Source organism: Paracoccus sp. 08, from assembly GCF_024105395.1.
Classification (GTDB): Bacteria; Pseudomonadota; Alphaproteobacteria; order Rhodobacterales; family Rhodobacteraceae; genus Paracoccus; species Paracoccus marcusii.
This window is the reverse complement of sequence record NZ_WEKR01000011.1, coordinates 12,343-35,072: the sequence shown is the minus strand read 5'-3', so window position 1 is coordinate 35,072 and position 22,730 is coordinate 12,343. Positions and strand designations below refer to the sequence as shown.

Annotated in this window: 21 protein-coding genes and 2 pseudogenes; 10 read left to right on the top strand and 13 right to left on the bottom strand. The window is 67.3% G+C overall.

Features of this window, described 5'->3' with window-relative positions:
• Positions 1-83: 83 nt before the first annotated feature.
• A complete protein-coding gene (locus GBO37_RS05800) occupies positions 84-860 on the bottom strand; it encodes an enoyl-CoA hydratase (protein ID WP_046000574.1) in 777 nt (258 codons plus the stop codon).
• Between the two features lie 69 nt (positions 861-929).
• A complete protein-coding gene (gene mutM / locus GBO37_RS05795) occupies positions 930-1,775 on the bottom strand; it encodes a bifunctional DNA-formamidopyrimidine glycosylase/DNA-(apurinic or apyrimidinic site) lyase (RefSeq protein WP_252927758.1) in 846 nt (281 codons plus the stop codon).
• Positions 1,776-1,850: 75 nt separating this feature from the next.
• On the opposite strand from mutM, the gene ubiE reads away from it, so the two are divergent.
• Both ubiE and ubiB read left to right on the top strand, forming a co-directional pair.
• A complete protein-coding gene (gene ubiE, locus GBO37_RS05790) occupies positions 1,851-2,597 on the top strand; it encodes a bifunctional demethylmenaquinone methyltransferase/2-methoxy-6-polyprenyl-1,4-benzoquinol methylase UbiE (RefSeq protein WP_252927756.1) in 747 nt (248 codons plus the stop codon).
• 4 nt (positions 2,598-2,601) lie between these two features.
• Complete coding sequence (gene ubiB, locus GBO37_RS05785) at positions 2,602-4,134, top strand: 2-polyprenylphenol 6-hydroxylase (RefSeq protein ID WP_217845143.1); 1,533 nt, start codon at positions 2,602-2,604, stop codon at positions 4,132-4,134.
• A 10-nt stretch (positions 4,135-4,144) separates the two neighbouring features.
• On the opposite strand, the gene GBO37_RS05780 is transcribed toward ubiB, so the two are convergent.
• The 11 genes and pseudogenes from GBO37_RS05780 to pqqA all read right to left on the bottom strand — a co-directional run bounded on the left by GBO37_RS05780 (position 4,145) and on the right by pqqA (position 12,485).
• Positions 4,145-4,486 (bottom strand): hypothetical protein, encoded by a 342-nt coding sequence (locus GBO37_RS05780; RefSeq protein WP_127897576.1) that lies wholly within the window; start codon positions 4,484-4,486, stop codon positions 4,145-4,147.
• Positions 4,483-5,088 (bottom strand): hypothetical protein, encoded by a 606-nt coding sequence (locus GBO37_RS05775; protein ID WP_252927755.1) that lies wholly within the window; start codon positions 5,086-5,088, stop codon positions 4,483-4,485. Before GBO37_RS05775 ends, GBO37_RS05780 begins: the two co-directional genes overlap by 4 nt.
• Positions 5,089-5,173: 85 nt before the next feature.
• A complete protein-coding gene (locus GBO37_RS05770; RefSeq protein ID WP_252927753.1) occupies positions 5,174-6,496 on the bottom strand; it encodes a hybrid sensor histidine kinase/response regulator in 1,323 nt (440 codons plus the stop codon).
• Positions 6,483-7,634, bottom strand: a complete 1,152-nt coding sequence (locus GBO37_RS05765; protein WP_139599181.1) for an FIST N-terminal domain-containing protein — start codon at positions 7,632-7,634, stop codon at positions 6,483-6,485. Before GBO37_RS05765 ends, GBO37_RS05770 begins: the two co-directional genes overlap by 14 nt.
• On the bottom strand, positions 7,634-8,341 hold the full coding sequence (locus GBO37_RS05760) for a response regulator transcription factor (protein WP_046000578.1): 708 nt from the start codon (positions 8,339-8,341) through the stop codon (positions 7,634-7,636). Before GBO37_RS05760 ends, GBO37_RS05765 begins: the two co-directional genes overlap by 1 nt.
• Positions 8,342-8,461: 120 nt before the next feature.
• Positions 8,462-9,256, bottom strand: coding sequence for a quinoprotein dehydrogenase-associated SoxYZ-like carrier (locus GBO37_RS05755; RefSeq protein ID WP_252927752.1), 795 nt, complete (start codon positions 9,254-9,256; stop codon positions 8,462-8,464).
• A 4-nt stretch (positions 9,257-9,260) separates the two neighbouring features.
• Entirely contained in the window at positions 9,261-10,397 is a 1,137-nt protein-coding gene (pqqE, locus tag GBO37_RS05750; RefSeq protein ID WP_252927751.1) for a pyrroloquinoline quinone biosynthesis protein PqqE, read from the bottom strand.
• Positions 10,394-10,687 (bottom strand): pyrroloquinoline quinone biosynthesis peptide chaperone PqqD, encoded by a 294-nt coding sequence (pqqD, locus tag GBO37_RS05745; RefSeq protein WP_045982313.1) that lies wholly within the window; start codon positions 10,685-10,687, stop codon positions 10,394-10,396. The genes pqqE and pqqD overlap by 4 nt, the downstream gene beginning before the upstream one ends.
• Positions 10,684-11,385, bottom strand: coding sequence for a pyrroloquinoline-quinone synthase PqqC (pqqC, locus tag GBO37_RS05740; protein ID WP_252927796.1), 702 nt, complete (start codon positions 11,383-11,385; stop codon positions 10,684-10,686). Before pqqC ends, pqqD begins: the two co-directional genes overlap by 4 nt.
• 53 nt (positions 11,386-11,438) lie before the next feature.
• Positions 11,439-12,314, bottom strand: a pseudogene (pqqB, locus tag GBO37_RS05735) (pyrroloquinoline quinone biosynthesis protein PqqB); the annotation flags it as partial.
• A 78-nt stretch (positions 12,315-12,392) separates the two neighbouring features.
• Positions 12,393-12,485, bottom strand: a complete 93-nt coding sequence (pqqA, locus tag GBO37_RS05730; protein WP_042250260.1) for a pyrroloquinoline quinone precursor peptide PqqA — start codon at positions 12,483-12,485, stop codon at positions 12,393-12,395.
• A 147-nt stretch (positions 12,486-12,632) separates the two neighbouring features.
• Between pqqA and GBO37_RS05725 the strand changes: the two genes are divergently transcribed.
• From GBO37_RS05725 to adh, 8 genes and pseudogenes are all read left to right on the top strand, one after another.
• Positions 12,633-13,691, top strand: coding sequence for a quinoprotein relay system zinc metallohydrolase 2 (locus GBO37_RS05725; protein ID WP_252927750.1), 1,059 nt, complete (start codon positions 12,633-12,635; stop codon positions 13,689-13,691).
• A gap of 87 nt (positions 13,692-13,778) precedes the next feature.
• Positions 13,779-15,134, top strand: coding sequence for an ABC transporter substrate-binding protein (locus GBO37_RS05720; RefSeq protein ID WP_046000584.1), 1,356 nt, complete (start codon positions 13,779-13,781; stop codon positions 15,132-15,134).
• A 61-nt stretch (positions 15,135-15,195) separates the two neighbouring features.
• Complete coding sequence (locus tag GBO37_RS05715; protein WP_252927749.1) at positions 15,196-16,191, top strand: carbohydrate ABC transporter permease; 996 nt, start codon at positions 15,196-15,198, stop codon at positions 16,189-16,191.
• Positions 16,191-17,324 carry a carbohydrate ABC transporter permease gene (locus GBO37_RS05710; protein WP_045982319.1) on the top strand — a complete coding sequence of 378 codons (1,134 nt, stop codon included), beginning with the start codon at positions 16,191-16,193 and terminating at the stop codon, positions 17,322-17,324. The genes GBO37_RS05715 and GBO37_RS05710 overlap by 1 nt, the downstream gene beginning before the upstream one ends.
• On the top strand, positions 17,321-18,862 hold the full coding sequence (locus tag GBO37_RS05705; protein ID WP_052715245.1) for an alpha-amylase family glycosyl hydrolase: 1,542 nt from the start codon (positions 17,321-17,323) through the stop codon (positions 18,860-18,862). The genes GBO37_RS05710 and GBO37_RS05705 overlap by 4 nt, the downstream gene beginning before the upstream one ends.
• Before the next feature lie 16 nt (positions 18,863-18,878).
• A complete protein-coding gene (locus tag GBO37_RS05700) occupies positions 18,879-20,102 on the top strand; it encodes an ABC transporter ATP-binding protein (protein ID WP_252927748.1) in 1,224 nt (407 codons plus the stop codon).
• A gap of 77 nt (positions 20,103-20,179) precedes the next feature.
• A pseudogene (locus GBO37_RS05695) lies at positions 20,180-21,050 on the top strand (GAF domain-containing protein).
• 117 nt (positions 21,051-21,167) lie between these two features.
• A complete protein-coding gene (gene adh / locus GBO37_RS05690; protein ID WP_046000587.1) occupies positions 21,168-22,694 on the top strand; it encodes an aldehyde dehydrogenase in 1,527 nt (508 codons plus the stop codon).
• Positions 22,695-22,730 lie beyond the last annotated feature (36 nt).

Sequence of the window (22,730 nt, the reverse complement as noted above, 5' to 3'; positions counted from 1 at the left end):
GGGACGGACATGATTCTTGCCAAAGCGGGCCCACACGCATGTAAGTCGGGGCGTATAGGCCAGCCTTGCCGAAAAGAAAACCCTTATCTGTCGCGGAACTGCGCCTCGCGCTTTTCCAGGAAGGCGGCCATGCCCTCCTTCTGGTCCTCGGTCGCGAACAGCGCATGGAAGGACCGGCGCTCGAACAGCAGACCCTCGCGCAGCGTCGTCTCATAGGCGCGGTTCACGGCCTCCTTGACGGTCTTGGTGGCGATCTGGGACTTTTCGGCGATCTTGCGCGCGGCGGCCATCGCCTCGGGAATCAGCTTGGGGGTGGGCACGACGCGGCTGACCAGACCGGACCGCTCGGCCTCTGCGGCGTCCATGAAGCGGCCGGTCAGGTTCATGTCCATGGCCTTGGACTTGCCCACGAACCGCGTCAGGCGCTGCGTGCCGCCGATGCCCGCGACGACGCCCAGGTTGATCTCGGGCTGGCCGAACTTGGCGTTCTCGGCGCAGATGATGAAGTCGCAGACCATCGCCAGTTCGCATCCGCCGCCCAGGGCGTATCCGCTGACGGCGGCGATGATGGGCTTGCGGACCCGGGTGATCGCCTCGATCTGGGCGCCGAACAGGTCGGATTCGTAGACCTCGACGAAAGTCTTGGTCGACATCTCCTTGATGTCGGCGCCGGCGGCAAAGGCTTTTTCGCTGCCGGTCAGGACGATGCAGCGGACCTTGTCGTTGCGGTCGGCATCCGACAGCGCGGCCGACAGCTCGTCCAGAAGCGTGGCGTTCAGCGCGTTCAGCGCCTCGGGGCGGTTCAGCCGGATCAGGGCGACCTCGTCCTCGATCTCCACGATGATGGTTTCATAAGCCATAGGCTTGGACCTCGTTGGCAGATTGCGTGGCCCCCGTCCTAGCAGAGGCCCGCGCAGTCGTCCAATCGTTCACCTCTGGCAGGCGGGACAGTAGAAGGACGACCGCCCCGATTGCACGATCCGCGCGATGGTGCCGCCGCATCCGTCCCGCAGGCAGGGCTGGCCCGCCCGGTCATAGACGCGGAAGCTGTGCTGGAAATAGCCCAGCTCTCCGCTGGCCTGCCGGTGATCGCGCAGGCTGGAACCGCCCGCGGCGATCGCGTCGGTCAGCACGTCGCGGACATGGCCCACCAGCGCCGCGATGCGTGCGGCCCCGATCCGTCCCGCCGCCCGGCGCGGATCGATGCCTGCGCGCCACAGCGATTCGCTGACATAGATGTTGCCCAGGCCCGCGACGATGCGCTGATCCAGCAGCGCTTGTTTCACTGGCAGCCGCCGACCGGCAAAGGCAGCCTGCAGATAGGCGGGCGTGAAGACCGGGTCGAAGGGTTCCGGGCCCAGATGGTCCAGCAGGGGATGGGACGCGCCCTCGCGGATCAGGTCGACCATGCCGAACCGTCGCGCGTCGTTGAAGGTGACGGTCGTGCCCGCATCCGTGATCAGCACGACATGGTCGTGGCGCGCATGGATGCCCGGATCGCGGTGGAACCCCGCCAGGCCCGCACCTTCGACCAGCATGCGGCCGGACATGCCTAGGTGCCACAGGACCGTGCCGCGCCCTTCCAGGTCGGCCAGCAGGTATTTCGACCGCCGCCGCAGCGCGGTGACGGTGGCGCCCGTCAGCACCTGCATCAGGTCCACCGGCAGGGGCCAGCGCAGGTCCGGGCGGTTGATCTGGGCGCGGGCGATGCGCGCGCCTTCCAGATGGGGCAGCAGGCCGCGGCGAACGGTCTCGACTTCCGGCAGTTCTGGCAATCGGGTTCCTTTCGTCGCATTGTGCGCGCGGCACGCCGGACCTATCTGGCAATGGAACAGGCAAACGGCAAGCGCATGACGGACAACAGGCAGACCCATTTCGGCTTTCAGACCGTGGACGAGGATCAGAAGGCCGGCATGGTCCATCAGGTCTTCTCCTCGGTCGCGTCGAAATACGACGTGATGAACGACCTAATGAGCGTGGGCATCCACCGCGTCTGGAAGACCGCGATGATGGACTGGCTGGCGCCGCGCGACGGACAGCACCTGCTGGACGTGGCGGGCGGCACGGGCGACGTGGCGTTCCGGTTCCTGGACCGGGCGCCGGGCGCGCGGGTCACCGTCTGCGACATGACCGAATCCATGCTGGTCGAGGGGCGCAAGCGCGCCGATGCCGTCGACAAGGCGGACCGGCTGGCCTGGGTCACGGGCGACGCGATGGCGCTGCCCTTTGCCGACAACAGCTTCGACCGCTACACGATCAGCTTTGGCATCCGCAACGTGACGCGTATTCCCGATGCGCTGGCCGAGGCGTACCGCGTGCTGAAGCCCGGCGGCCGGCTGATGGTGCTTGAGTTCAGCCAGATCCCGGTGCCGGCGATGCAATGGGCCTATGACCGCTACAGCTTCAACGTGATCCCGGCGATGGGGCAAGTAGTGACGGGTGATCGCGACAGCTATCAATACCTGGTCGAATCGATCCGCAAGTTTCCCGATCAGGACAGCTTTGCCGCCCTGATCCGTGACGCGGGCTTTGACAGGGTGCAGTGGCGCAATCTGTCGATGGGCATCGCCGCCCTGCATTCCGGCTGGAAATTGTAGGCATATGCGCGGTCCCCACAACATCTTGCGTCTGATCAGGACAGGTGCGACCTTCGAACGGACGGGTGCGATGGCCGCCGTCCTGGACGCGGTCGATGCGCCGATCCGCCTGCGCCTGGCCGCGCGGGTCATGGGCTGGCCCTTCCGCTGGCTGGGCTACAAGGGCGATCCGACCCTGCCGCCCATCACCCGGGCGATCACCGCGCTGGGGCCGGCCTACATCAAGTTCGGGCAGATCCTGTCGACGCGCGCCGATGTCGTGGGCCCGGAAATGGCCGGGCAGCTGCGCATGCTGCAGGACCGCCTGCCGCCCTTTCCCACCGACCTGGCCAAGAAGGCCATCGAGGCCGAGCTGCGCGCCCCGGTCGACCAGCTGTTCAGCGAATTTTCCGAACCCGTCGCCGCCGCCTCGATCGCACAGGTCCACCGCGCCCGCGTCCGCGAGACGGGGCGCGAGGTCGCGGTCAAGGTCGTGCGCCCCGGCATCGGGGCCGCGTTCAAGCGCGACATCGACGCGTTCCATTTCGGCGCCCGCCTGATCCAGCTTCTGTCCCCCGGCACCCGCCGCCTGCGGCCGCGCGACGTGGTGCGCCACTTCGAACAGACGGTCACCGGCGAACAGGACCTGCGCCTTGAGGCTGCGGCCGCGTCGGAATTCGCGGAAAACACGGCGCGGGACGCGGGCTTTCAGATCCCCATGCCGCATTGGGCGCTGTCGTCGCGTCGCGTGCTGACCGCCGACTGGGCCGAGGGGCTGCCGATGGGCGACCGCGACGCGCTGATCGCCGCAGGTCACGACACGACCGAACTGGCGCGCCGGGTGATCCAGCTGTTCCTGTCGCATGCGCTGCGCGACGGGTTCTTCCATGCCGACATGCATCACGGCAACCTCAAGGTGGCGGCGAACGGCGACATCATCGCCTATGACTTCGGCATCATGGGAGAGATCGACGAATACACCCGCCGGGTCTATGCCCAGATCCTGTACGGGTTCATCCAGCGCGATTACCGCTTGGTCGCGCGCGTGCATTTCGAGGCCGGATACGTCCCCCGCGACCGCGACGAGGCCGCCTTTGCCCGCGCCCTGCGTGCCGTGGGCGAGCCGATCTTCGGTGCCGATGCCAGCCGCATCAGCATGGGCAACCTGCTGTCCTATCTGTTCGAGGTGACGGAACGCTTCGGCATGCCCACGCGGACAGAGCTGATCCTGCTGCAACGCACCATGGTCGTCGTCGAGGGCGTGGCCCGGTCGCTGGACCCGCAGCTGAACATCTGGGACGCGGCCAAGCCGGTGGTGTCCGATTACATCAAGGCCAGCGTCGGCCCCAAGGCCGCGATCAGCGACCTGACCCATATCGCGCAGACCGTGGGCCGGTACGGCCCGCTGCTGCCACGGATGATCGAGCAGGCCCTATGGGAACGCGCCCACCCCGAGGAGGCGCGCCTGACCCTGATCCAGCCGCGCAGTTCCGGGACGCTGCTGCTGGTCGCGATCCTGGCGCTGGCGGCGGGCGCGGGGATCGGCCTGTCGCTGTAGAGCGCGGCGGTCAGAAACAGATGATCTCGGCCTCGGCCTCGGCGCGGCGCAGGGTGGCCACGGTCTCGGTCAGGGCGGCCATGCCGCGGAACATGCCGGACCGCTCTCCGGTGGTCTGGCGCATCCGCAGGATGGTTTCCGCGCCGACGTAATCGGCATAGGGCAGCACCTCGGCGATGCGGTCGATCGCGCAGGAACAGCGGTCCAGCATGTCGCGCGTCTGCCCGTTGGTCGCCATGCAGGCAAAGGCGTATTCGACCCGCGCATTGGTCGGATAATCGTTCACTGCCTGCGCCGATGCCGGGGCCGCCGTCAGGGCCAGCGCCAGTGCACAGGCGCCCGCGCGGATCATTGCAGCACCAGTTTGTTGCGATAACCCGCCGCGGCATCGGTTTCGGCGCGCAGCTCGCGGATGGGCTCGTCCGGCGCAGCCATCACGAAGGTCAACGTCAGAGTCTGGAAGCCGTGCATGCGTTCTGCATTCTTGTCCGCGATGAAGGGCTGAAAGCTGGCCGTGATGCCGCCGTCGGTGGTCGTGACCTCTCCGCCCCGGAACAGCGCCTCCTTCATGCGGTTGCGGATATAGAAAGGGCTGCCTCCGGTCAGCGCGGCCATGTCGCGGGTCGTCTGTTCCAGAAAGAAGGTCAGGACCGGATCACCCGAAGAGATCGGGAACGGCCCGATCGTGCGGTCGATCGGCCCGGCCTTCTGGGTCAGTTCCAGGATCGGCTGCTGATCGCTGGGGTCGATGTCCTGGGACAGGGTGATGCGGCCGTCCTCGGTTGGGCGGAACCCCTCGGCCATCGGGCCCGTGACGGTCATCTGCCATTCCAGCGTCCTGTCGCCCAGATCCCAAGGGCCCCGTTCGGCAAAGACCGCGTCGCCGGCCTCGGCCGCGATCAGGGGCAGGGGGGCAAGCCCCAGCATCAGGGCAAGTGCAAAGGCGCGGGTCATGGTCGTCCTCCCAAACGTTGGGGCATGATGGGCGCGGGACGGGCGGCGGCGCAAGCCCCGGCGGCGGCCGCATCCCCCCTTGGTCTTAGGCCAGAAGACGCCCCAGAATCTCGGCCAGGTCTGGCGGACTGACGGGCTTTTCCAGCAGGTGGATGCCCATGGCGGCGCAGCGCCGCGAAATCGCCGGATCGCGATGCGCCGTCACCATCACCGCGGGCACGGGCCGGTCGGATGCGGCGCGCAGCGCCTCGATCGCGGCAAACCCGGTGTCGCCGTTCTCCAGGTGGTAATCGGCCAGGATCACGTCGGGGGGTTCGTCCCCCATCGTGGCCAGCGCCTCGGCCGTGTCGCCGGCGATGCGGGGCACCATGCCAAGCCGGTCGCGCAGGATCACCTGATAGGCGCGGCGCATCTCGGGGTCGTTCTCGACCACCAGGGCCACGCGGCCGCGCAGCGCGGGCAGCGGCGCGACGGCAAGGCGCGGTGTGTCCGACAGCGCCTGCACCAGGGGCAGGCCGACGCGGAACACCGTGCCGCGCATCGCCTCGGACGACAGGCTGATCGGATGGCCCAGCTTGGCGCAGGCCCGGCGCACGATGGACAGGCCCAGCCCCATGCCGGGCGTCGCGCTGTCATGGGTCAGGCGCTGGAATTCGTCGAAGATGCGGTTGCGGTCCACGGCGGGAATGCCCATCCCGGTGTCATAGACCGACAGCCAGCACATCGCCCCCTTGCGCCGCGCACCCACCGCGACGCCGCCGCGATGGGTGTACTTGATCGCGTTCGACACCAGGTTCTGCGCGATGCGGCGCAGGAAGATCGGGTCGCTGTCCACGACCGCGGTCGTGGGCATGAACCGCAGTCGCAACCCCTTGGCCTGCGCCACGGGCGCGAATTCGGCGGCCAGCCTGCGGAACAGGTCGTCCAGCGGCACGGGCTGCCGGTTGAACTCGATCCGCTGGCTGTCCAGCCGCGAGATGTCCAGCACCGCATGCATCAGCTGTTCGACCGATTCGAAGGCGCTGCCAAGCCGGTCGGTCAGTTCGGTCTGGTGCGGGTCCATCGGCGTGTCGGTCAGCGCCGACAGGAACAGGCGCGCCGCCGACAGGGGCTGCAGCAGGTCGTGGCTGGCCGCGCGCAGGAAACGGGTCTTGGACCGGTTCGCCTCCTCGGCCAGGGCGCGAGCTACGGCCAGTTCGCGGTTTCTTTGCGACAGGTCGGCCATCGCGCGTTCCAGGTCACGCGTGCGGGCCAGCACCTCCTGCTCCAGCGCGACGGCGGCCTGGAACATCGACCATGCGGACCCGCGCGATTCTTCCAGCCGGTCGATCCGGTCGATCAGGACGGCGTTGATACGGGTCAGCTTGGCGATCTGCCGGTCGGGCGGATCGTCGTCACGCAACATCATCGGACCTCATGAAGGCCAGGCCCACGAATGTCTGGTTCACATGCATGCCGCTGTGCTGTTCGCCATAGGTGTTGAACCCCGCGACGCGGTGACGGCGGTACAGGTCCGACATGCGGTCGGTCAGCCCCGCGCGTTCCAGCGCCAGCCGGCGCAGGATGCAGTCGAAGGCCAGTACCATCAGCGGCGGCGTGGGCAGCGCCTCCAGCAGGTCGGAAAACCCCTGGATCAGATCCTCGGACCGGCCGAGGGTCAGGACTGTGCCGGTGTCGATGGACGACATTAGCGACAGGCCGTCGTCGTCTGTGATGGCGCTGATGGCGCGCACGTGATGGCGCCCGCCCATGCGCAGCAGCAGGGGGTGGCGGGCAAATTCGCTGGGCGTCAGGTCGGCTCGGCGCAACCCGGTCAGGCGGGCATATTCCTGGGCCGCGGGTTCGGCGTTCAGCTCCAGGATGCGGCGTTTTTCGGGAATGGCGGCGGTGACCACCGCGCGGGTGGGGGTGGGGCTGAAATGGGCGAACGTGACCTCGCGGATGGTCAGGTCGGTCTCGACCAGCAGGAAGACCGCGACGCCCGACCGCACGGCGCCCTGCGCAAGGAGCGAGGTGCGGCGGAAATCCAGACCGTCGCCAGCCGACCCCCCCAGCACCGGGACCGAGGGCAGGGCCGCGTCCAGCGTGGCGACCAGCGCGTCCTCCTGTCCGGCCAGGCCATCGGTCAGCAGAAGGCCGAACAGGTGCCGCGCCGGGTCGGGGCCGAAATCGCGCGCCATCTGGCGCAGCTGCGCCATCCATTCCGACACCGGCAGCGCGGCAAGGTCCGGCAGCAGCAAGGACGCCGCGCGGAAATGGCGCGCGGGAAACCCGATCGCCACCACGCTGTCGCTGGCATAGCCCTGCGGCCCGATCTCTCCGGCGGACGAGCATCCGGCGATCACGCAATCGGGCGGCAGGTGGGGTGCGAGCCCGGACTGCAGCGCGGCCAGGTCGTCCGCCTGCGCGCCGAACAGCAGGACCAAGGCGGGATTGGTGCCGCGCAGGCCGTCCAGCAGGGTCGGGACCATGTCGGTCCCGCCGCGGTCGGCCTGCACAGCGACCGGCCCGGATGCGCCCTCCATCGCAGCCGGGTCGGTGTTCATCAGCCGGCCTCGAACAGCCGGATCGAGTTTGCCAGCAGCACGGCCTGCGTGCGGCGGCGGGCGTTGATCTTGGACATGATCGCCGTGATGTGGGTCTTGACCGTGGCCTCGGCGATCGACAGCTCGTAGCTGATCTCCTTGTTGGCCTTGCCCTTGCAGATCAGCCGCAGGATCTTCATCTGCTGCGGCGTCAGCGACGAAAAGCGCCGCGCCAGTTCGGCCTTCGCGTCGTCGTCCGCGCTGTCCTGATCGGGTTGGTATCCCTCGGGGGTGACGTGCTCGCCCTCCCACATGCGGCGCAGGCTGTCGACCAGCGCCTCGCGCGACAGCGACTTGCTGATATAGCCCTGTGCCCCGGCCGCCATCGCGGTCGAGATCATCGCCCCCTCCAGATCGGCCGAGATCATGGTGATCGGCACGCCCGGAAGCTGGCGGCGCAGGGTCACGATGCCCTCGGCGCCGCGCGCGTCGGGCAGGTTCAAGTCAAGGATCACGGCGTCGGGCGCACCCTGCACGCGGATCTGTTCCACCGCGGCGCCAAGGCTGCGCGCAGTGCGGACATTCTTCAGGCCAAAGCTGATCTTCAGCGTCAGTGCCAGCGCATCGCACATCAGCGGGTGGTCGTCGACGATCAGGATCTCGCGGACCTGGTCGGCGGTGGGTCGCGCTGACGGCACGGGACGCGCCTGCATGGCGGCTGCTGTCATGGCATTCCTCCCTGGGTTCTGCCGGCTGCAACCCCTCCTCAAGGGTGCCGCCGTGACCGCAGTCTAGGGCAGGGTGCACATAAAGCAAGCGCCATGCTGCGACGAAAGTCGGATGGCGATCTAGCTTTTGTTGACCGTTCGTTCGCCCGGCGGAAAGCTTTCGGTCCAGACATTGCCGTCCGTATCCTCGACCCGGATGTTGATCGGCTGGCCATCCGGTTGATAGCGAAAGCGGAACACCGGATCCTCGCTGACCGAGATCCCCGCCGCCATCGAGAACAGCAGTGCGTCACCCTGGCGCACGTCCAGGCGGTCGATGAAATGGGCCGGGATGTTCAGCAGCGTCACTTGGTCGCGCTGAAGGCCCGAAAAGTTCGGATGCCGGATCATCAGCGTGCCGATTTCCTCTCCGTCCTGAACCTCGCTGCGCCAGCGCATCTGGCCCATGGTCGCCTTGGTCGCGGCCATGTCCTTGCCTGCCGGCGCCGAACAGCCGCCCGCGGCCTTGACGAAGCGCCCGGCCATGACCTGCGTGCCGTCGGCCTGGGTCGCGATGGCGCGGACGTCGGAATAGCTGTCGACCCGGACGCGCACCTCGAAATCCAGGGGCATCAGCGCGGGACCAAAGGCGTATTCGGCGGCGACGGGTGCAGGGTTCTCGTCAATGACCAGGGTCAGGGCGTCGATGGCGGGGGCGTCGGCCGCCTGCGTCAGCCGGATGGGCACGATGGCAGCGTCATGGGCGCGGGTCGGTGCGTCCAGGTCCAGCACCGTCGCGTCCTGCGGCGGATCGCTGTCCAAATCCATCACCGCCCCGCGCAGATCCTCCCAGGTGGGCGATGGTTGCAGCGCGTTGTCCTGCGCCATCGCGGGCGCGGCCAGCAGCGCCGCCGTCAGGGTCAGCCACAGTCTCATTGCCTCATCCTCCCTTGGACATCCTCCGATAGACGAATTCGGTGGTCGTGGCGGCGGCGTCCTCCTCGGCGCGTGCCACGACCCCTGCATGCAGCGGAGATTTCGAACAGACCGGGTCCGTGGCCCGCGCGTCGCCGGCCAGCGCCATCGCCTGGCAGCGGCAGCCGCCGAAATCGACCGACTTGCGGTCGCAGCCGCGGCAGGGTTCCGGCATCCACGCCGTGCCCCGGAAGGCGTTGAAGCTGTCGGACAGGTGCCAGATGTCGGACAGCGACCGCTCCTGCACGTTCTCGAAGCGCATCCAGTCGATGGTCTGGGCGGCATGACAGGGCAGCACGGTCCCATCAGGGCCGACGTTCAGCCCGGTCGAGCCCCAGCCCCCCATGCAGGCCTTGGGATAGACCGCATGGTGATCGGCGGGGACGTAATCGATGACCATCCGTCCGCGCAGCCGGACGCGGGCGGCGTTGACCCCCTGTCGCGCGAATTCGGCCTGTTCGCGCGTGGGCATCAGCGCGCCGCGGTTGCGGTCGGCCCATCCGTGGAACTGGACGGTCGCCACCTCGATCCGCCGGGCGCCAAGACGTTCGGCCAGATCGATCATGTCGGGCAGGCGGTCCATGTTCTGGCGGTGGACGACGGCATTGATGGTCAGCGGAAAGCCGATCTCGGTGACCCAGTCGCTGAAGGCCATCTTCTTGTCCCAGGACCCCGGATGGCCGCTGATCCGGTCGGCCATGTCGGGGCGGATGCCCTGCAGCGACAGCTGGACATGATCGACGCCCGCGCGGTCCAGTTCGATCAGCCGGTCACGGGTGATGCCGATGCCAGAGGTGATCAGGTTCACGTACAGCCCCGCGTCGCGCGCATGGCCCACGATCTGCGCCAGATCGCGCCGCGCACCGGGTTCACCGCCCGAGATGTGGACCTGCAGCACGCCCAGATCGGCAGCCTGGCGGAACACCCGGCCCCAGTCGTCGGCGCCTATCTCGCGCGACGCTCGGACCAGATCGACGGGGTTCGAGCAATAGGGACAGGCCAGCGGGCAGCGGTGCGTGACCTCGGCCAGCATCGCCATGGGCAGGCCAGGGGTGACGGGGTTGCCGTCCAGGTCGCGGGGCTGGTGCTGCTGGTCCTTCATGCGCTGTCCCTGACAAAGACCATGCGCCGTTCGATCAGCCCGGTCAGGAAATCGCGCACGTCGCCGCCGATCTGGTCCACCGGCGCGTCATAGCGCGCGGCCAGATCGCGCACGATCCGGTCCACGCTGCGGGCGCCGTCCAGTTCGGACAGGATCGCCTCTCCGATCTGGTCCAGCTGCATCGCGCGTTCCGGGGCCTGCAGCACGCGGATGCCGCGCACGCGGTCGCCCTGCAGCCGCACGCCGCGCGGCAGATAGGGGATGTCGTCGGGTCCGATCAATGCGGTCATGCGCGCATCCCCTCTCCGGGCCGCCACGCCCCGGGGGGCGTGCGCCCCTCGACATACCCGTGCCACAGCGCGTCCAGTTGGGCCCACAGCACGTCGGTCTTGAAGGTCAGCGCGGCGGCGGCGGCGTCCTGCTTCTCCAGCGTGTCGGCATGGGTCAGGACATAGTCCAGGCCGAACTTGACGTCCTCGGGCGCCTCGGTCAGGCGTTTCTTGAAATAGGACAGGCTGCTGTCATCGGCGAAATCGTAATGCTGCAGCAGACCCTCGATCCGCTGCGCATGGATGCGGGGCGCGAACAGTTCGGTCAGGCTGGCCGCCACCGCGTCCAGCAGCGGCATGTCGCGCACGAAGCGGACATAGGCCTCGACCGCGAACCGTGTCGCCGGCATGATGCCCACGCCCGATGCGACATAGTCCGGGTCCAGCCCCACCGCCTGCGCCAAAGCCAGCCAGCGGCGGATGCCGCCGCCCTCGCTCTGACCGCCGTCGTGATCCTCGATCCGCTTGCGCCAGGCGCGGCGCAGGTCGGGATCCTCGACCCGGCTCATGAAGGCCGCGTCCTTCATGGGGATGCGCGACTGGTACATCCAGCGGTTGATGACCCAGGCCCGCACCTCGTCCGGGGTGCACTGGCCGCCATGCAGCCGGGCGTGGAACGGGTGACGGTCGTGATAGCGCGCCGCGCCGATGGCGCGCAGGCGGGCCTCGAAATCCTCATGGGACTGGGCGGTGGCTTGGACGTCCTTCMCAGCGTTATCTCCATTCCGTCGCGGGCGACCTGCCAGCCCTGTGCCGCGGCCTCGGCCGCCTGCGGGCTGTCCGGGTCGGTCAGCGGGTTCGAATTGTTCATGTGCACGAAGATGCGCCGGCCAATCGGCGTGTCAGCCAGGGCGGGGATCGTGTCGGTCACCGCCATGTGCCCCATGCGGCGGCCGGACTTGCGGCCCAAGCCCATGCGGATCATCTCGTCGTCGTCCCAAAGGGTGCCGTCGAAGAACAGCGCATCCGCCCCCGCGACGCGGTCGCGCAGCCAGTCGGGCATGTCCGCGCATCCGGGGATGTAGAACGCGCGCCGGTCCGCGCTGCGCAGCTCGACGCCCACGGTGGTCTCTCCGATCAGGCCCGTCTCGACCGTGGCGCCCTCCTGATACAGTGGCACCTTGCCCGGCACGGCGAACAGCGTCGCGGTCAGGCCAGGGGTCAGCGAAATCGTCTGGTCCAGCGCGACGGTCCGGCGTGGGACAAAATCGGGGTTCACCGCAGCCATCATCGGGTTCGCCGCCAGCGCATCATGGATCGCCTGCGTCGCGAACAGATCGAAGGGCTGGCTTTCGCGCAGCGTCAGCAGCCCGGCCACGTGATCGATGTCGCCATTCGTGACCAGGACCGACCGCAGCGGCATGGTCCGCGGGCCGGACGGATGCAGCGCGGGCGTCGCTGCCAGTTGCGCCCGGATGTCGGGCGATGCGTTCAGGATCGCCCAGTCGCGCCCATCGGCACTGACCGCAATCGAGCTTTGGGTCATCGACGGAATACGTCCAGCGCGGGCCGCGTCGCAATTGCCGCAGCCGCAGTTCCATTGCGGCAGGCCACCGCCCGCCGCCGCCCCAAGGATGATGATCCGCATCGGGTGTCGTGCCTTACGATAAGAAAGCCCCGCCCGAACGAGTTCGGACGGGGCCGCATTCTTGCCTGCGGTACAGGCTCAGAACAGGACGGGCTCGTCCTCGGCGGGTGCGTACATGTTGATTTCCATGCCGCAAGCGATCTCGGTCAGGATAGGTTTGGTCCAGGCCATGTTGTGCTCCTCCTACATGCCGGTGGCGCCGCTACAGAAGGCGACTGGATTCAAATCTAGTATAGAGACAGGATGAATCAACACGACAAAGGTCGCAAGGTCGTGACCATTTCGTGAAGACGGGCCGCAAAAGGGGACGGAAGGACGATGTTTCACCTGGTTCTGGGCGTCTGTCTGGCGATGGCCGCCGATCAATGTGGCCAGGTTCTGCTGCCCCAGGGCGATTCGGCGACGGCCCAGGGGTGTCGGACGCAGGCCGCGCAGGTCGCGGATGCGTGGCTGGCCGCGCGGCCCGATCTGACCGGCAGTGCGCCGGAATGCCGCGCCAATGCCGATCTTCCGGCGCTGGATCTGCAGCAGGTCGCGCCGGGCGTTCATGTCCATTTCGGCGATTCTCACCAGATGGAGGAGACCCCGGACGGGCGCATCGCCAACCTGGGGGTGATCATCGGCCGCGATGCGGTTGCGGTGATCGATGCGGGGGTGTCGCGGGCGCAGGCGCAGGACCTCTATGTGGCGATCCGGAGGATCACCGACCTTCCGGTGCGGCACCTGATCCTGACCCACATGCATCCAGACCACGTGCTGGGCGCGCAGGTGCTGTCCGAGGCCGGGGCCCGCATCACCGCGCATCACGCCCTGCCGCAGGCGCTTCAGGCGCGGGCGGCGGGGTATCTTGACGCGCTGGTTGGTCTTTACCCGGCCCCGGACTGGATCGGCACGCAGGTGGTCATGCCCGACGACCTGGTCGATGACCGCCGCCAGATCGATCTGGGCGATCGGTCCCTGCTGCTGCGGGCATGGCCCGCGGCCCATACCGACAGCGACCTGACCGTGCTGGACCGCAGGACGAACACGCTGTTCACCGGCGATCTGCTGTTCCGGGACCTGACGCCGGTGGTGGACGGATCGCTGCTGGGATGGCTGGAATGGCTGGACAGCGACCCGGCGCGCGGCGCAGGCTTGATCGTGCCGGGACATGGGCCGGCCAGCGAATCATGGGCCGACGCATCGGCACCCCAGACCGCATTATTGAAAGCGCTTGCGACCGCGACGCGCCGGGCCATTCAGGACGGGTTGCCGCTGTCGCAGGCCGTGCCCGCCATCGCCAATGCATTGCAGCCGATGCAGAATTCATGGAATTCCTATCCAGAGACGGTGGCGCGGAACGCAACCGCGGCCTACAAGGAACTGGAATGGGAATGAGAAGCGTTTGACAGGTTCGCCAGAACTGGCAAATGTTCGCGTTAACAGCCGGGCGAAACAGGTCCGGGGACTTTCAGGGAGGAAGACTTGAAAACCGCATTGTACACGACCGCCGCGATCATCGCGCTGACCGCGGGCAGCGCGCAGGCGCAGCTGGTGATCGAACCGGGCAGCGACGACCGCATCAACTGGGCCAGCCTGGACGAGTTCAAGGCCGCGCATTCCGACCTTGAGGGGCAGAGCTTCAACATCCTGGGCCCCTGGCTGGGCGGCGACCAGGAGCTGTTCCAATCGGTCATCGCCTATTTCAACGAGGCGACCGGCGCGCAGGCGAACTATTCCGGTTCCGACAGCTTCGAGCAGCAGATCGTCATCGACAGCGAGGCCGGATCGCCCCCCGATGTCGCGGTCTTTCCGCAGCCGGGCCTGGCCTCGGACCTGGCCGAAAAGGGCTTCCTGCGCCCTCTGGGCGAGGAGACGGCGCAATGGCTGACCGACAACTATGCCGCGGGCGAAAGCTGGGCGGCGCTTGGCACCTATGCGGGCCCCGACGGGACCGAGGCGCTGTACGCCTTCCCCTACAAGGCCGACGTCAAGTCGCTGGTCTGGTACGTCCCCGAGAACTTCGAGGATGCCGGCTATGAGATCCCCGAGACCTACGAGGACCTGAAGGCCTTGACCGAGCAGATCGCCGAGGAGGGAGAGACCCCCTGGTGCATCGGCCTGGGATCGGGCGGCGCCACCGGCTGGCCCGCGACCGACTGGGTCGAGGACCTGATGCTGCGCACCGCCACGCCCGAGGATTACGACGCCTGGACGACCAACGCGATGCCGTTCAACGACCCCAAGGTCGTGGCCGCGATCGACGAGTTCGGTTGGTTCGCCAAGAACCCCGATTTCGTCGCGGGCGGCGTCGGATCGGTCAGCGCGACCGATTTCCGCGAAAGCCCCGCCGGCCTGTTCGACAGCCCGCCCGCCTGCTACCTGCACCGTCAGGCCAGCTTCATCACGACCTTCTTCCCTGAGGGCACGGTCGTGGGCGAGGATGCCGACTTCTTCTACATGCCCGCTCCCGCATCGGGTGACCTGGGCCAGCCCGTCCTGGGCGGCGGCACCATGTTCGCGGTCCTGTCGGACAACCCCGCCGCGATGGCCTTCGTCGAGTTCCTGAAGACCCCCGTCGCGCACGAGATCTGGATGGCGCAGCAGGGCTTCGTCACGCCCTATACCGGCGCCAATGTCGAGGCCTATGACGATCCGACCGTCCGCCGCATGGGGCAGATCCTGCTGGACGCGACGGTCTTCCGGTTTGACGGGTCGGACCTGATGCCCGGCGCGATCGGCGCGGGGGCGTTCTGGACCGGGATGATCGATTTCGTCGGCGGCGCCTCGGCACAGGACGTCGCGGACAAGATCCAGGCCAGCTGGGCTTCGCTGAACTGACGACGACCGGCGCGGCGGCCGCGACGCCGCCGCGCCCCATGATCCAGGGGGGAGACCGGGAATGGAATTGCTGTGGTTGGCGGTCAGCACGATCGCGATCGGGGTCTTTGGCTGCGTGGCCTGGTTCTGGGGGTCGAACTGGCTGCTGGACCGCATCTATCCGCCGCGCGGGGCGCAGGCGGGCGACAACATCCGGCGGGCGAGCCAGATCCGCCCCTGGCTGTTCCTGGGGCCCGCGATCCTGTTCCTGACGACCTATCTGGTCTATCCGGTGCTGGACAGCTTCTGGCGGTCGCTGTTCAATTCGAACGGATCGCAGTTCGTCGGCCTGGACAACTATGTCTGGCTGGTGAACGACGGCAAGTTCCGGGAATCCATGCTGAACAACATGGCCTGGCTGCTGGTCGTGCCTGCCCTGTCCACGCTGTTCGGCCTGCTGGCCGCGCAGCTGACCGACCGGCTGAAATGGGGCAACATCGGCAAGTCGCTGATCTTCATGCCCATGGCCATCAGCTTTGTCGGCGCGGGCGTGATCTGGAAGTTCATCTATGAATACCGCGCCTCGGGCGAGACGCAGATCGGCCTTCTGAACTGGATCGTGACCCAGCTGGGTGGAGAGCCGCAGATCTGGCTGACCCTGCCGGTGTGGAACAACCTTCTGCTGATGATCGTGCTGGTCTGGATCCAGACTGGCTTCGCGATGGTCATCCTGTCGGCCGCCCTGCGCGGCATCCCCGAGGAGACGATCGAGGCCGCCATCCTGGACGGCGCATCCCCCCTGCAGGTGTTCTTCAAGATCAAGGTGCCGCAGATCATGGGCACCATCGCGGTGGTCTGGACCACCATCACCATCGTCGTGCTGAAGGTCTTCGACATCGTCTTCGTCATGACCAACGGGCAATGGGGCACGCAGGTGCTGGCGAACCTGATGTATGACTGGATGTTCCGCGGCACGCCCGATTACGGGCGCGGATCGGCCATCGCCATCGTCCTGATGATCCTGGTCACCCCGATCATGGTCTGGAACATCTACAACGCACGCAAGGAGGTCCGCTGATGGAGGGGATGGCTGGACAGAAGTCGTCGCTGGCCTGGGCGGTCAACATCGCGGCCTTCCTGCTGGTGCTGCTGTGGACGATCCCGACGCTGGGCCTGTTCGTGTCGTCGTTCCGCGACCGCGACCAGATCTCGACCTCGGGATGGTGGCAGTCGTTCTCGGGGTCGGTACAGACCGGTTTCGTGCGTTCGGGCACGGCCGAGGACCAGGTGCAGGAGGGCGATCTCTATGTGATCCAGGGCAGCGCCCTGGAGGGCACGCAGGAGTTGACAGCCTGGGGCACCAGCGCGCGTCAGCCCGATGCCAACGCCCCCGGCGACACCGTCGAGCTGGAGCCGGGGATCGATCTGACCGTGGCCGAGGACGGCAGCTATCGCATGACCTCGGCCCAGCCCTTCGAGATGCGGCGGGGTGAACGGATCTTCACCACAACCCTGTCGCCGCCGGCCTTCACGACCGACAACTATTCCCGGGTTCTGACCGCGGGCGGGCTGGGGCGCGCCTTCATGAACACCATGACGGTGACGATCCCCGCCACCGTCATCCCGATCCTGATCGCGGCCTTTGCGGCCTATGCGCTGGCCTGGATGCAGTTTCCGGGCCGGGCCCTGCTGACGGCCTGCGTGGTGGGGCTTCTGGTCGTGCCGCTGCAGGTGGCGCTGATCCCATTGCTGCGGCTGCACAACGAACTGGGCATCGGCAAGGGATACCTGGGCATCTGGCTGGCCCATACCGGGTTCGGCCTGCCGCTGGCGGTCTATCTGCTGCGAAATTACATGGTCGGCCTGCCACGAGAGGTCATCGAGAGCGCCCGCGTCGACGGCGCGACCGAATTCCAGATCTTCCGCCGGATCATCCTGCCGCTGTCCTTCCCGGCCCTGGCCAGTTTCGCGATCTTCCAGTTCCTGTGGGTCTGGAACGACCTGCTGGTGGCCACGGTGTTCCTGGGCAACACGCGCGAACAGCTGGTCATGACGGGCCTGCTGCGAGAGCTGATGGGATCGCGCGGAGGTGAATGGGAGATCCTTGCAACTTCGGCCTTTATCTCGATAGCGGTGCCGCTGCTGGTGTTCTTTGCCATGCAGAAATATCTGGTCCGCGGATTGCTGGCCGGCTCCGTGAAAGGTGGATGAACTTGACTGAACAGACGACGGATTGGTGGAAGGGCGGGATCATCTATCAGATCTACCCGCGCAGCTTTCAGGACACGACCGGCAGCGGCACGGGCGATCTGGCGGGCATCGCCCAGCGCCTGCCCTATGTGGCGTCCCTGGGGGTCGATGCGGTCTGGATCTCTCCGTTCTTCACCTCTCCGATGAAGGATTTCGGCTACGACGTCAGCGATTACTGCGGCATCGACCCGATCTTCGGCACGATGGAGGATTTCGACTGGCTGGTCCAAAGCGCGCATGAGCTGGGGCTGAAGGTCATGATCGACCTGGTGATGTCGCATACCTCGGACCAGCATCCCTGGTTCAAGGAAAGCCGCGCCAGCCGCGACAACCCGAAATCGGACTGGTATGTCTGGTCGGACCCGCGCCCGGACGGCACGCCGCCCAACAACTGGCTGTCGATCTTCGGCGGCAGCGCGTGGCAATGGGATGCGCGGCGCGAACAGTATTTCCTGCACAACTTCCTGTCGTCGCAGCCGGACCTGAACTTTCACAACCCCGCCGTCCAGGACGCCCTGATCGAGATGGCGCGGTTCTGGCTGGACAAGGGCGTCGACGGCTTCCGGCTGGACACGATCAACTTCTATTTCCACGACGCCCAGCTGCGCGACAACCCGCCCCTGGCGCCGGAACTGCGCAAGTCGGACACGGCCCCCGCCGTGAACCCCTACAACCACCAGAGCCACCGCTTCAGCAAATCGCAGCCCGAGAACCTGGCCTTCCTTGAACGGTTCCACCAGGCGCTGGTGCCTTACGGCGCCGCTGTCGTGGGCGAGATCGGCGACAGCGAGCGCGGGCTGGAACTGCTGGAGGAATATACCGGCGTGCCGGGCCGGGTGCAGATGTCCTATGTCTTCGACTTCCTGTCGGGTGACGACCTGCCCGCCGCGCGCGTGGTCGAGGTGTTCGACAAGCTGCACGACATCGCGCCCAACGCCTGGCCCTGCTGGGCCATGTCGAACCATGACGTGGTGCGCCACGTCACGCGCTGGAACCTGCCGGACCAGGCGGCCAAGGCCTATGCGACGGTGCTGTTGTGCCTGCGCGGGTCGGTCTGCCTGTACCAGGGAGAGGAACTGGGCCTGCCCGAGGCCGAGCTGCGCTTCGAGGATCTGCGCGATCCCTATGGCATAGAGTTCTGGCCCGAGTTCAAGGGCCGCGACGGTTGCCGGACGCCGATGGTCTGGGACATGGGCGTGAACGGCGGTTTCTCGACCAGCCAGCCCTGGCTTCCGGTGCCGCACACGCATCTGCAGCGCACCGTCGTCAGCCAAGAGGCCGACGCCCAGTCCATGCTGCACCATTATCGCTGGGCGGTCGGCCTGCGCCGCAAGCACAGCGCATTGCGCTGCGGAAACATGACAGACATCAAGGCCGAGGGGCCGGTGCTGTCCTTCCGCCGCCGTGACGACAAGCAGACCCTGCTGATCCGCGCCAACCTGTCCGACGACGATGCGGGCGGGCTGATGCCGTGGCAGGTCCAGATCATCGAAGGGTAGGGGAGGAAGACCGCAAATGGCCGATCTGAAACTGACGGACGTCGCCAAGTCCTATGGCGACGTGCAGGTGCTGAGGGACATCGACCTGGACATCCGTTCGGGAGAGTTCATCGTCTTTGTCGGGCCGTCCGGCTGCGGGAAATCCACGCTCTTGCGCATGATCGCGGGCTTGGAACAGATCACCGGGGGAGAGCTGAAGATCGGCGGGCAGGTGATGAACGACATCCCGCCCAGCCAGCGCGGCATCGCGATGGTGTTCCAGTCCTATGCGCTTTACCCGCACATGACGGTCCGCGACAACATGGCCTTCGCGCTGAAGATCGCGGGCCAGTCCAAGGAGCAGATCCAGGCCGCGACCGACCGCGCCGGCAAGATGCTGCAGCTGACGCCCTATCTGGACCGCCTGCCCAAGGCGCTGTCGGGCGGCCAGCGTCAGCGCGTGGCCATCGGGCGGGCCATCGTGCGCGACCCCAAGGTCTATCTGTTCGACGAACCGCTGTCGAACCTGGACGCCGCCCTGCGCGTCGCCACCCGGATCGAGATCGCACAGCTGAAAGCCTCGATGCCCGACCGCACGATGATCTATGTCACCCATGACCAGACCGAGGCGATGACCCTGGCCGACCGCATCGTGGTGCTGGCCGGCGGCGGCATCGCCCAGGTCGGCGCGCCGCTGGAGCTGTACGAGCGCCCGATGACCGAGTTCGTGGCCCAGTTCATCGGCAGCCCGGCGATGAACCTGCTGCCCGGCCGGGTCAAGACCGTGGGCGCGATGACCACCGTCGCGCTGGACGGCGGGCTGGAGGCGCAGGTCGCCATCCCGACCCGTGCCGGCGACGAGGGCATGGCCGTCAATCTGGGCGTGCGCCCCGAGGACATGCGCGAGACCGACGGCACCCCGGTCTTCGAGGGGACCGTCGATCTGACCGAGGCCCTTGGGGAGGTCACGCTGCTGTACTTCGGCACCGGGGCCGAGACCGCGCCGATCACCGCCAAGCTGCCGGGCATCCACCCGGACCTGAAGGGCAAGCGGGTCCGGCTGACCGCCGATCCCCATGCGCTGCACCTGTTCCACAAGGGACAGTCGCTGCTGTACCGGGACGGCGCCGACCGTCTGCCGCCCTATCAGCCGCGCATGGCCGCGCCCTCGGGCAGCATGGGCGGCACGCCCGCACATTCGGATCGCGGTGCGGAGCAGGCGATGGACGGGATGGTCATCCCCGAGGGTCCGGTACGCTGAGCCCCGGGGGCGCGACCAAAGTCGCAGATCGCGCCCCGCAAACCGTGCTATACTTTCCCCATCCTGAGGGGGAGACCATGACCGAACGCAACCACGCGGAGCTTGTGGCCGCGCAGTCGCAGTCACGCAGCGCCACCTCGGCGCTGGCCGCATCCTGGCGGCGGTCCATGCTGAAGCACGGGCTGGACCCCGCCGACCGCCGCCGCCCGGATCGCCTGTCCGACAGCGAACTGGCCGACCGCCATCAGGCGATGCAGGCCTTCCTGAACGTCGCCGGACCGCAGCTGGACCAGCTGTACAACCTGGTCGGCCTGTCGGGCTGCAACGTGCTGCTGACCGATGCGCATGGCATCGTGCTGGACCAGCGGGTATCGGATGCCGACGCCCAACAGTTCCGCGACTGGGGCCTGTGGCAGGGCGCCGACTGGTCCGAGGCCGCGCAGGGCACCAACGGCATCGGCACCTGCCTGGCCGAGGGCCGGCAGGTCACCATCCACCGCGACGAACATTTCCGTACCCTGAACACCGCGATGTCATGCATGGACGCGCCGATCTGGGGACCGGACGGTCGGCTGCTGGCCGCGCTGGACGTCAGTTCGGCGCGGGCGGACCAGACCGAACGCTACAACCGGCTGATCTCGGCGCAGGTGGCGCAGACCGGACAAGGATGACCTGGCCATCGGCGCCACCCGCGCCGCCCGCCGCGTGCTGGGGCTGGAGCGCGAGGGTGCGATCCGCCCGCGCCCGGCGGCCGACCTGCTGGGCCGCCAGGACGACCTGACCGGGTTCGACCGGGCCGAACGCGCCGCGGTGATGCGCGCCCTGGCCCGGGCGCAGGGCAACGTGTCGGCGGCCGCGCGCGCGCTTGGGATCGGGCGGGCGACGATGTACCGGCGCATGGCGCGCCTTGGGCTTGGTGAAAATCACGGGGGACTGTCTCACATGTGAGACAGCTTCTGCGCTGCGGCGTGGATCGGCGGTTGCGACGAATCACGCGCTGTCCGACGATTTGCGCATACCCGGACCGGGAGATCCGGGGGCTGACATCCCGAAGAGGAGGAACCGATGCCGAACGACCAGACGCACGAATTCAAGGGCGTGGGCGTGATGCCCTTTGCCCGCCGCTATGACAACTTCATCGGTGGCGAATGGACGGCGCCCAAGTCGGGCCGCTACTTCACCAACACCACGCCCATCACCGGGGCCGAGATCGGCGAGATCGCCCGGTCCAATGCCGACGACATCGAGGCCGCGCTGGACGCGGCGCACAAGGCCAAGGGGGCTTGGGGCCGCACCTCGACCACCGATCGGTCCAACGCGCTGCTGAAGATCGCCGACCGGATGGAGGCGAACCTGGAGCTGCTGGCCACCGCCGAGACCTGGGACAACGGCAAGCCCATCCGCGAGACGATGGCCGCCGACCTGCCGCTGGCCATCGACCATTTCCGCTACTTCGCGGGCGTCCTGCGCGCGCAGGAGGGCGGCATTTCTGAAATCGACAACGACACGATCGCGTACCACTTCCACGAGCCCCTGGGCGTGGTGGGCCAGATCATCCCGTGGAACTTTCCGCTGCTGATGGCCTGTTGGAAGCTGGCGCCCGCGCTGGCCGCCGGCAACTGCGTGGTGCTGAAACCCGCGGAACAGACCCCGGCCACGATCATGGTCTTTGCCGAACTGATCGCAGACATCCTGCCGCCGGGCGTCCTGAACATCGTCAACGGTTTCGGCCTTGAGGCGGGCAAGCCGCTGGCGTCGAACCCGCGCATCTCCAAGATCGCCTTCACCGGGGAAACCACCACCGGCCGCCTGATCATGCAGTACGCGTCCGAGAACCTGATCCCGGTCACGCTGGAACTGGGTGGCAAGTCGCCCAACATCTTCATGGAGGATGTCTGCCGCGAGGACGACGACTTCTTCGACAAGGCGATCGAGGGTTTCGTGATGTTCGCGCTGAACCAGGGCGAGGTCTGCACCTGCCCGTCGCGCGCCCTGATCCACGAGAAGATTTATGATCAGTTCATGGAACGCGCGCTGAAGCGCGTCGAGGCCATCGTGCAGGGCGACCCGCGCGACAGCGCGACGATGATCGGCGCGCAGGCCTCGAGCGAGCAGAAGGAGAAGATCCTCTCCTACTTCGACATTGGTCGCAAGGAAGGCGCCGAGGTGCTGATCGGCGGCGAGGCCGCGGATCACGGCGGAGAGCTGTCGGGCGGGTTCTACATCAAGCCGACGGTGTTCAAGGGCCACAACAAGATGCGGGTCTTCCAGGAGGAGATCTTCGGCCCGGTCGTGTCCGTGACCACCTTCAAGGACCAGGACGAGGCGCTGTCGATCGCCAATGACACGCTGTACGGTCTGGGCGCGGGCCTGTGGTCGCGGGATGCGAACACCTGCTACCGCTTCGGTCGCGCGATCCAGGCGGGCCGGGTCTGGACCAACTGCTATCACGCCTATCCGGCCCACGCGGCCTTCGGCGGCTACAAGCAGTCGGGCATCGGGCGTGAAAACCACCGCATGATGCTGGACCACTATCAGCAGACCAAGAACATGCTGGTCAGCTACAGCCCCAAGAAGCTGGGCTTCTTCTAAGACCTTGCGGGCGGCCTTCGGGTCGCCCGCAACCCG

What these genes read in the sequence shown, in the direction of transcription:
- GBO37_RS05800 (WP_046000574.1), bottom strand. Translation starts at nt 860, where the DNA reads ATGGCTTATGAAACCATCATCGTGGAGATCGAGGACGAGGTCGCCCTG.
- ubiE (WP_252927756.1), top strand. Translation starts at nt 1,851, where the DNA reads ATGACGGACAACAGGCAGACCCATTTCGGCTTTCAGACCGTGGACGAG.
- ubiB (WP_217845143.1), top strand. Translation starts at nt 2,602, where the DNA reads ATGCGCGGTCCCCACAACATCTTGCGTCTGATCAGGACAGGTGCGACC.
- GBO37_RS05780 (WP_127897576.1), bottom strand. Translation starts at nt 4,486, where the DNA reads ATGATCCGCGCGGGCGCCTGTGCACTGGCGCTGGCCCTGACGGCGGCC.
- GBO37_RS05775 (WP_252927755.1), bottom strand. Translation starts at nt 5,088, where the DNA reads ATGACCCGCGCCTTTGCACTTGCCCTGATGCTGGGGCTTGCCCCCCTG.
- GBO37_RS05770 (WP_252927753.1), bottom strand. Translation starts at nt 6,496, where the DNA reads ATGATGTTGCGTGACGACGATCCGCCCGACCGGCAGATCGCCAAGCTG.
- GBO37_RS05765 (WP_139599181.1), bottom strand. Translation starts at nt 7,634, where the DNA reads ATGAACACCGACCCGGCTGCGATGGAGGGCGCATCCGGGCCGGTCGCT.
- GBO37_RS05760 (WP_046000578.1), bottom strand. Translation starts at nt 8,341, where the DNA reads ATGACAGCAGCCGCCATGCAGGCGCGTCCCGTGCCGTCAGCGCGACCC.
- GBO37_RS05755 (WP_252927752.1), bottom strand. Translation starts at nt 9,256, where the DNA reads ATGAGACTGTGGCTGACCCTGACGGCGGCGCTGCTGGCCGCGCCCGCG.
- pqqE (WP_252927751.1), bottom strand. Translation starts at nt 10,397, where the DNA reads ATGAAGGACCAGCAGCACCAGCCCCGCGACCTGGACGGCAACCCCGTC.
- pqqD (WP_045982313.1), bottom strand. Translation starts at nt 10,687, where the DNA reads ATGACCGCATTGATCGGACCCGACGACATCCCCTATCTGCCGCGCGGC.
- pqqA (WP_042250260.1), bottom strand. Translation starts at nt 12,485, where the DNA reads ATGGCCTGGACCAAACCTATCCTGACCGAGATCGCTTGCGGCATGGAA.
- GBO37_RS05725 (WP_252927750.1), top strand. Translation starts at nt 12,633, where the DNA reads ATGTTTCACCTGGTTCTGGGCGTCTGTCTGGCGATGGCCGCCGATCAA.
- GBO37_RS05715 (WP_252927749.1), top strand. Translation starts at nt 15,196, where the DNA reads ATGGAATTGCTGTGGTTGGCGGTCAGCACGATCGCGATCGGGGTCTTT.
- GBO37_RS05710 (WP_045982319.1), top strand. Translation starts at nt 16,191, where the DNA reads ATGGAGGGGATGGCTGGACAGAAGTCGTCGCTGGCCTGGGCGGTCAAC.
- GBO37_RS05705 (WP_052715245.1), top strand. Translation starts at nt 17,321, where the DNA reads ATGAACTTGACTGAACAGACGACGGATTGGTGGAAGGGCGGGATCATC.
- GBO37_RS05700 (WP_252927748.1), top strand. Translation starts at nt 18,879, where the DNA reads ATGGCCGATCTGAAACTGACGGACGTCGCCAAGTCCTATGGCGACGTG.
- adh (WP_046000587.1), top strand. Translation starts at nt 21,168, where the DNA reads ATGCCGAACGACCAGACGCACGAATTCAAGGGCGTGGGCGTGATGCCC.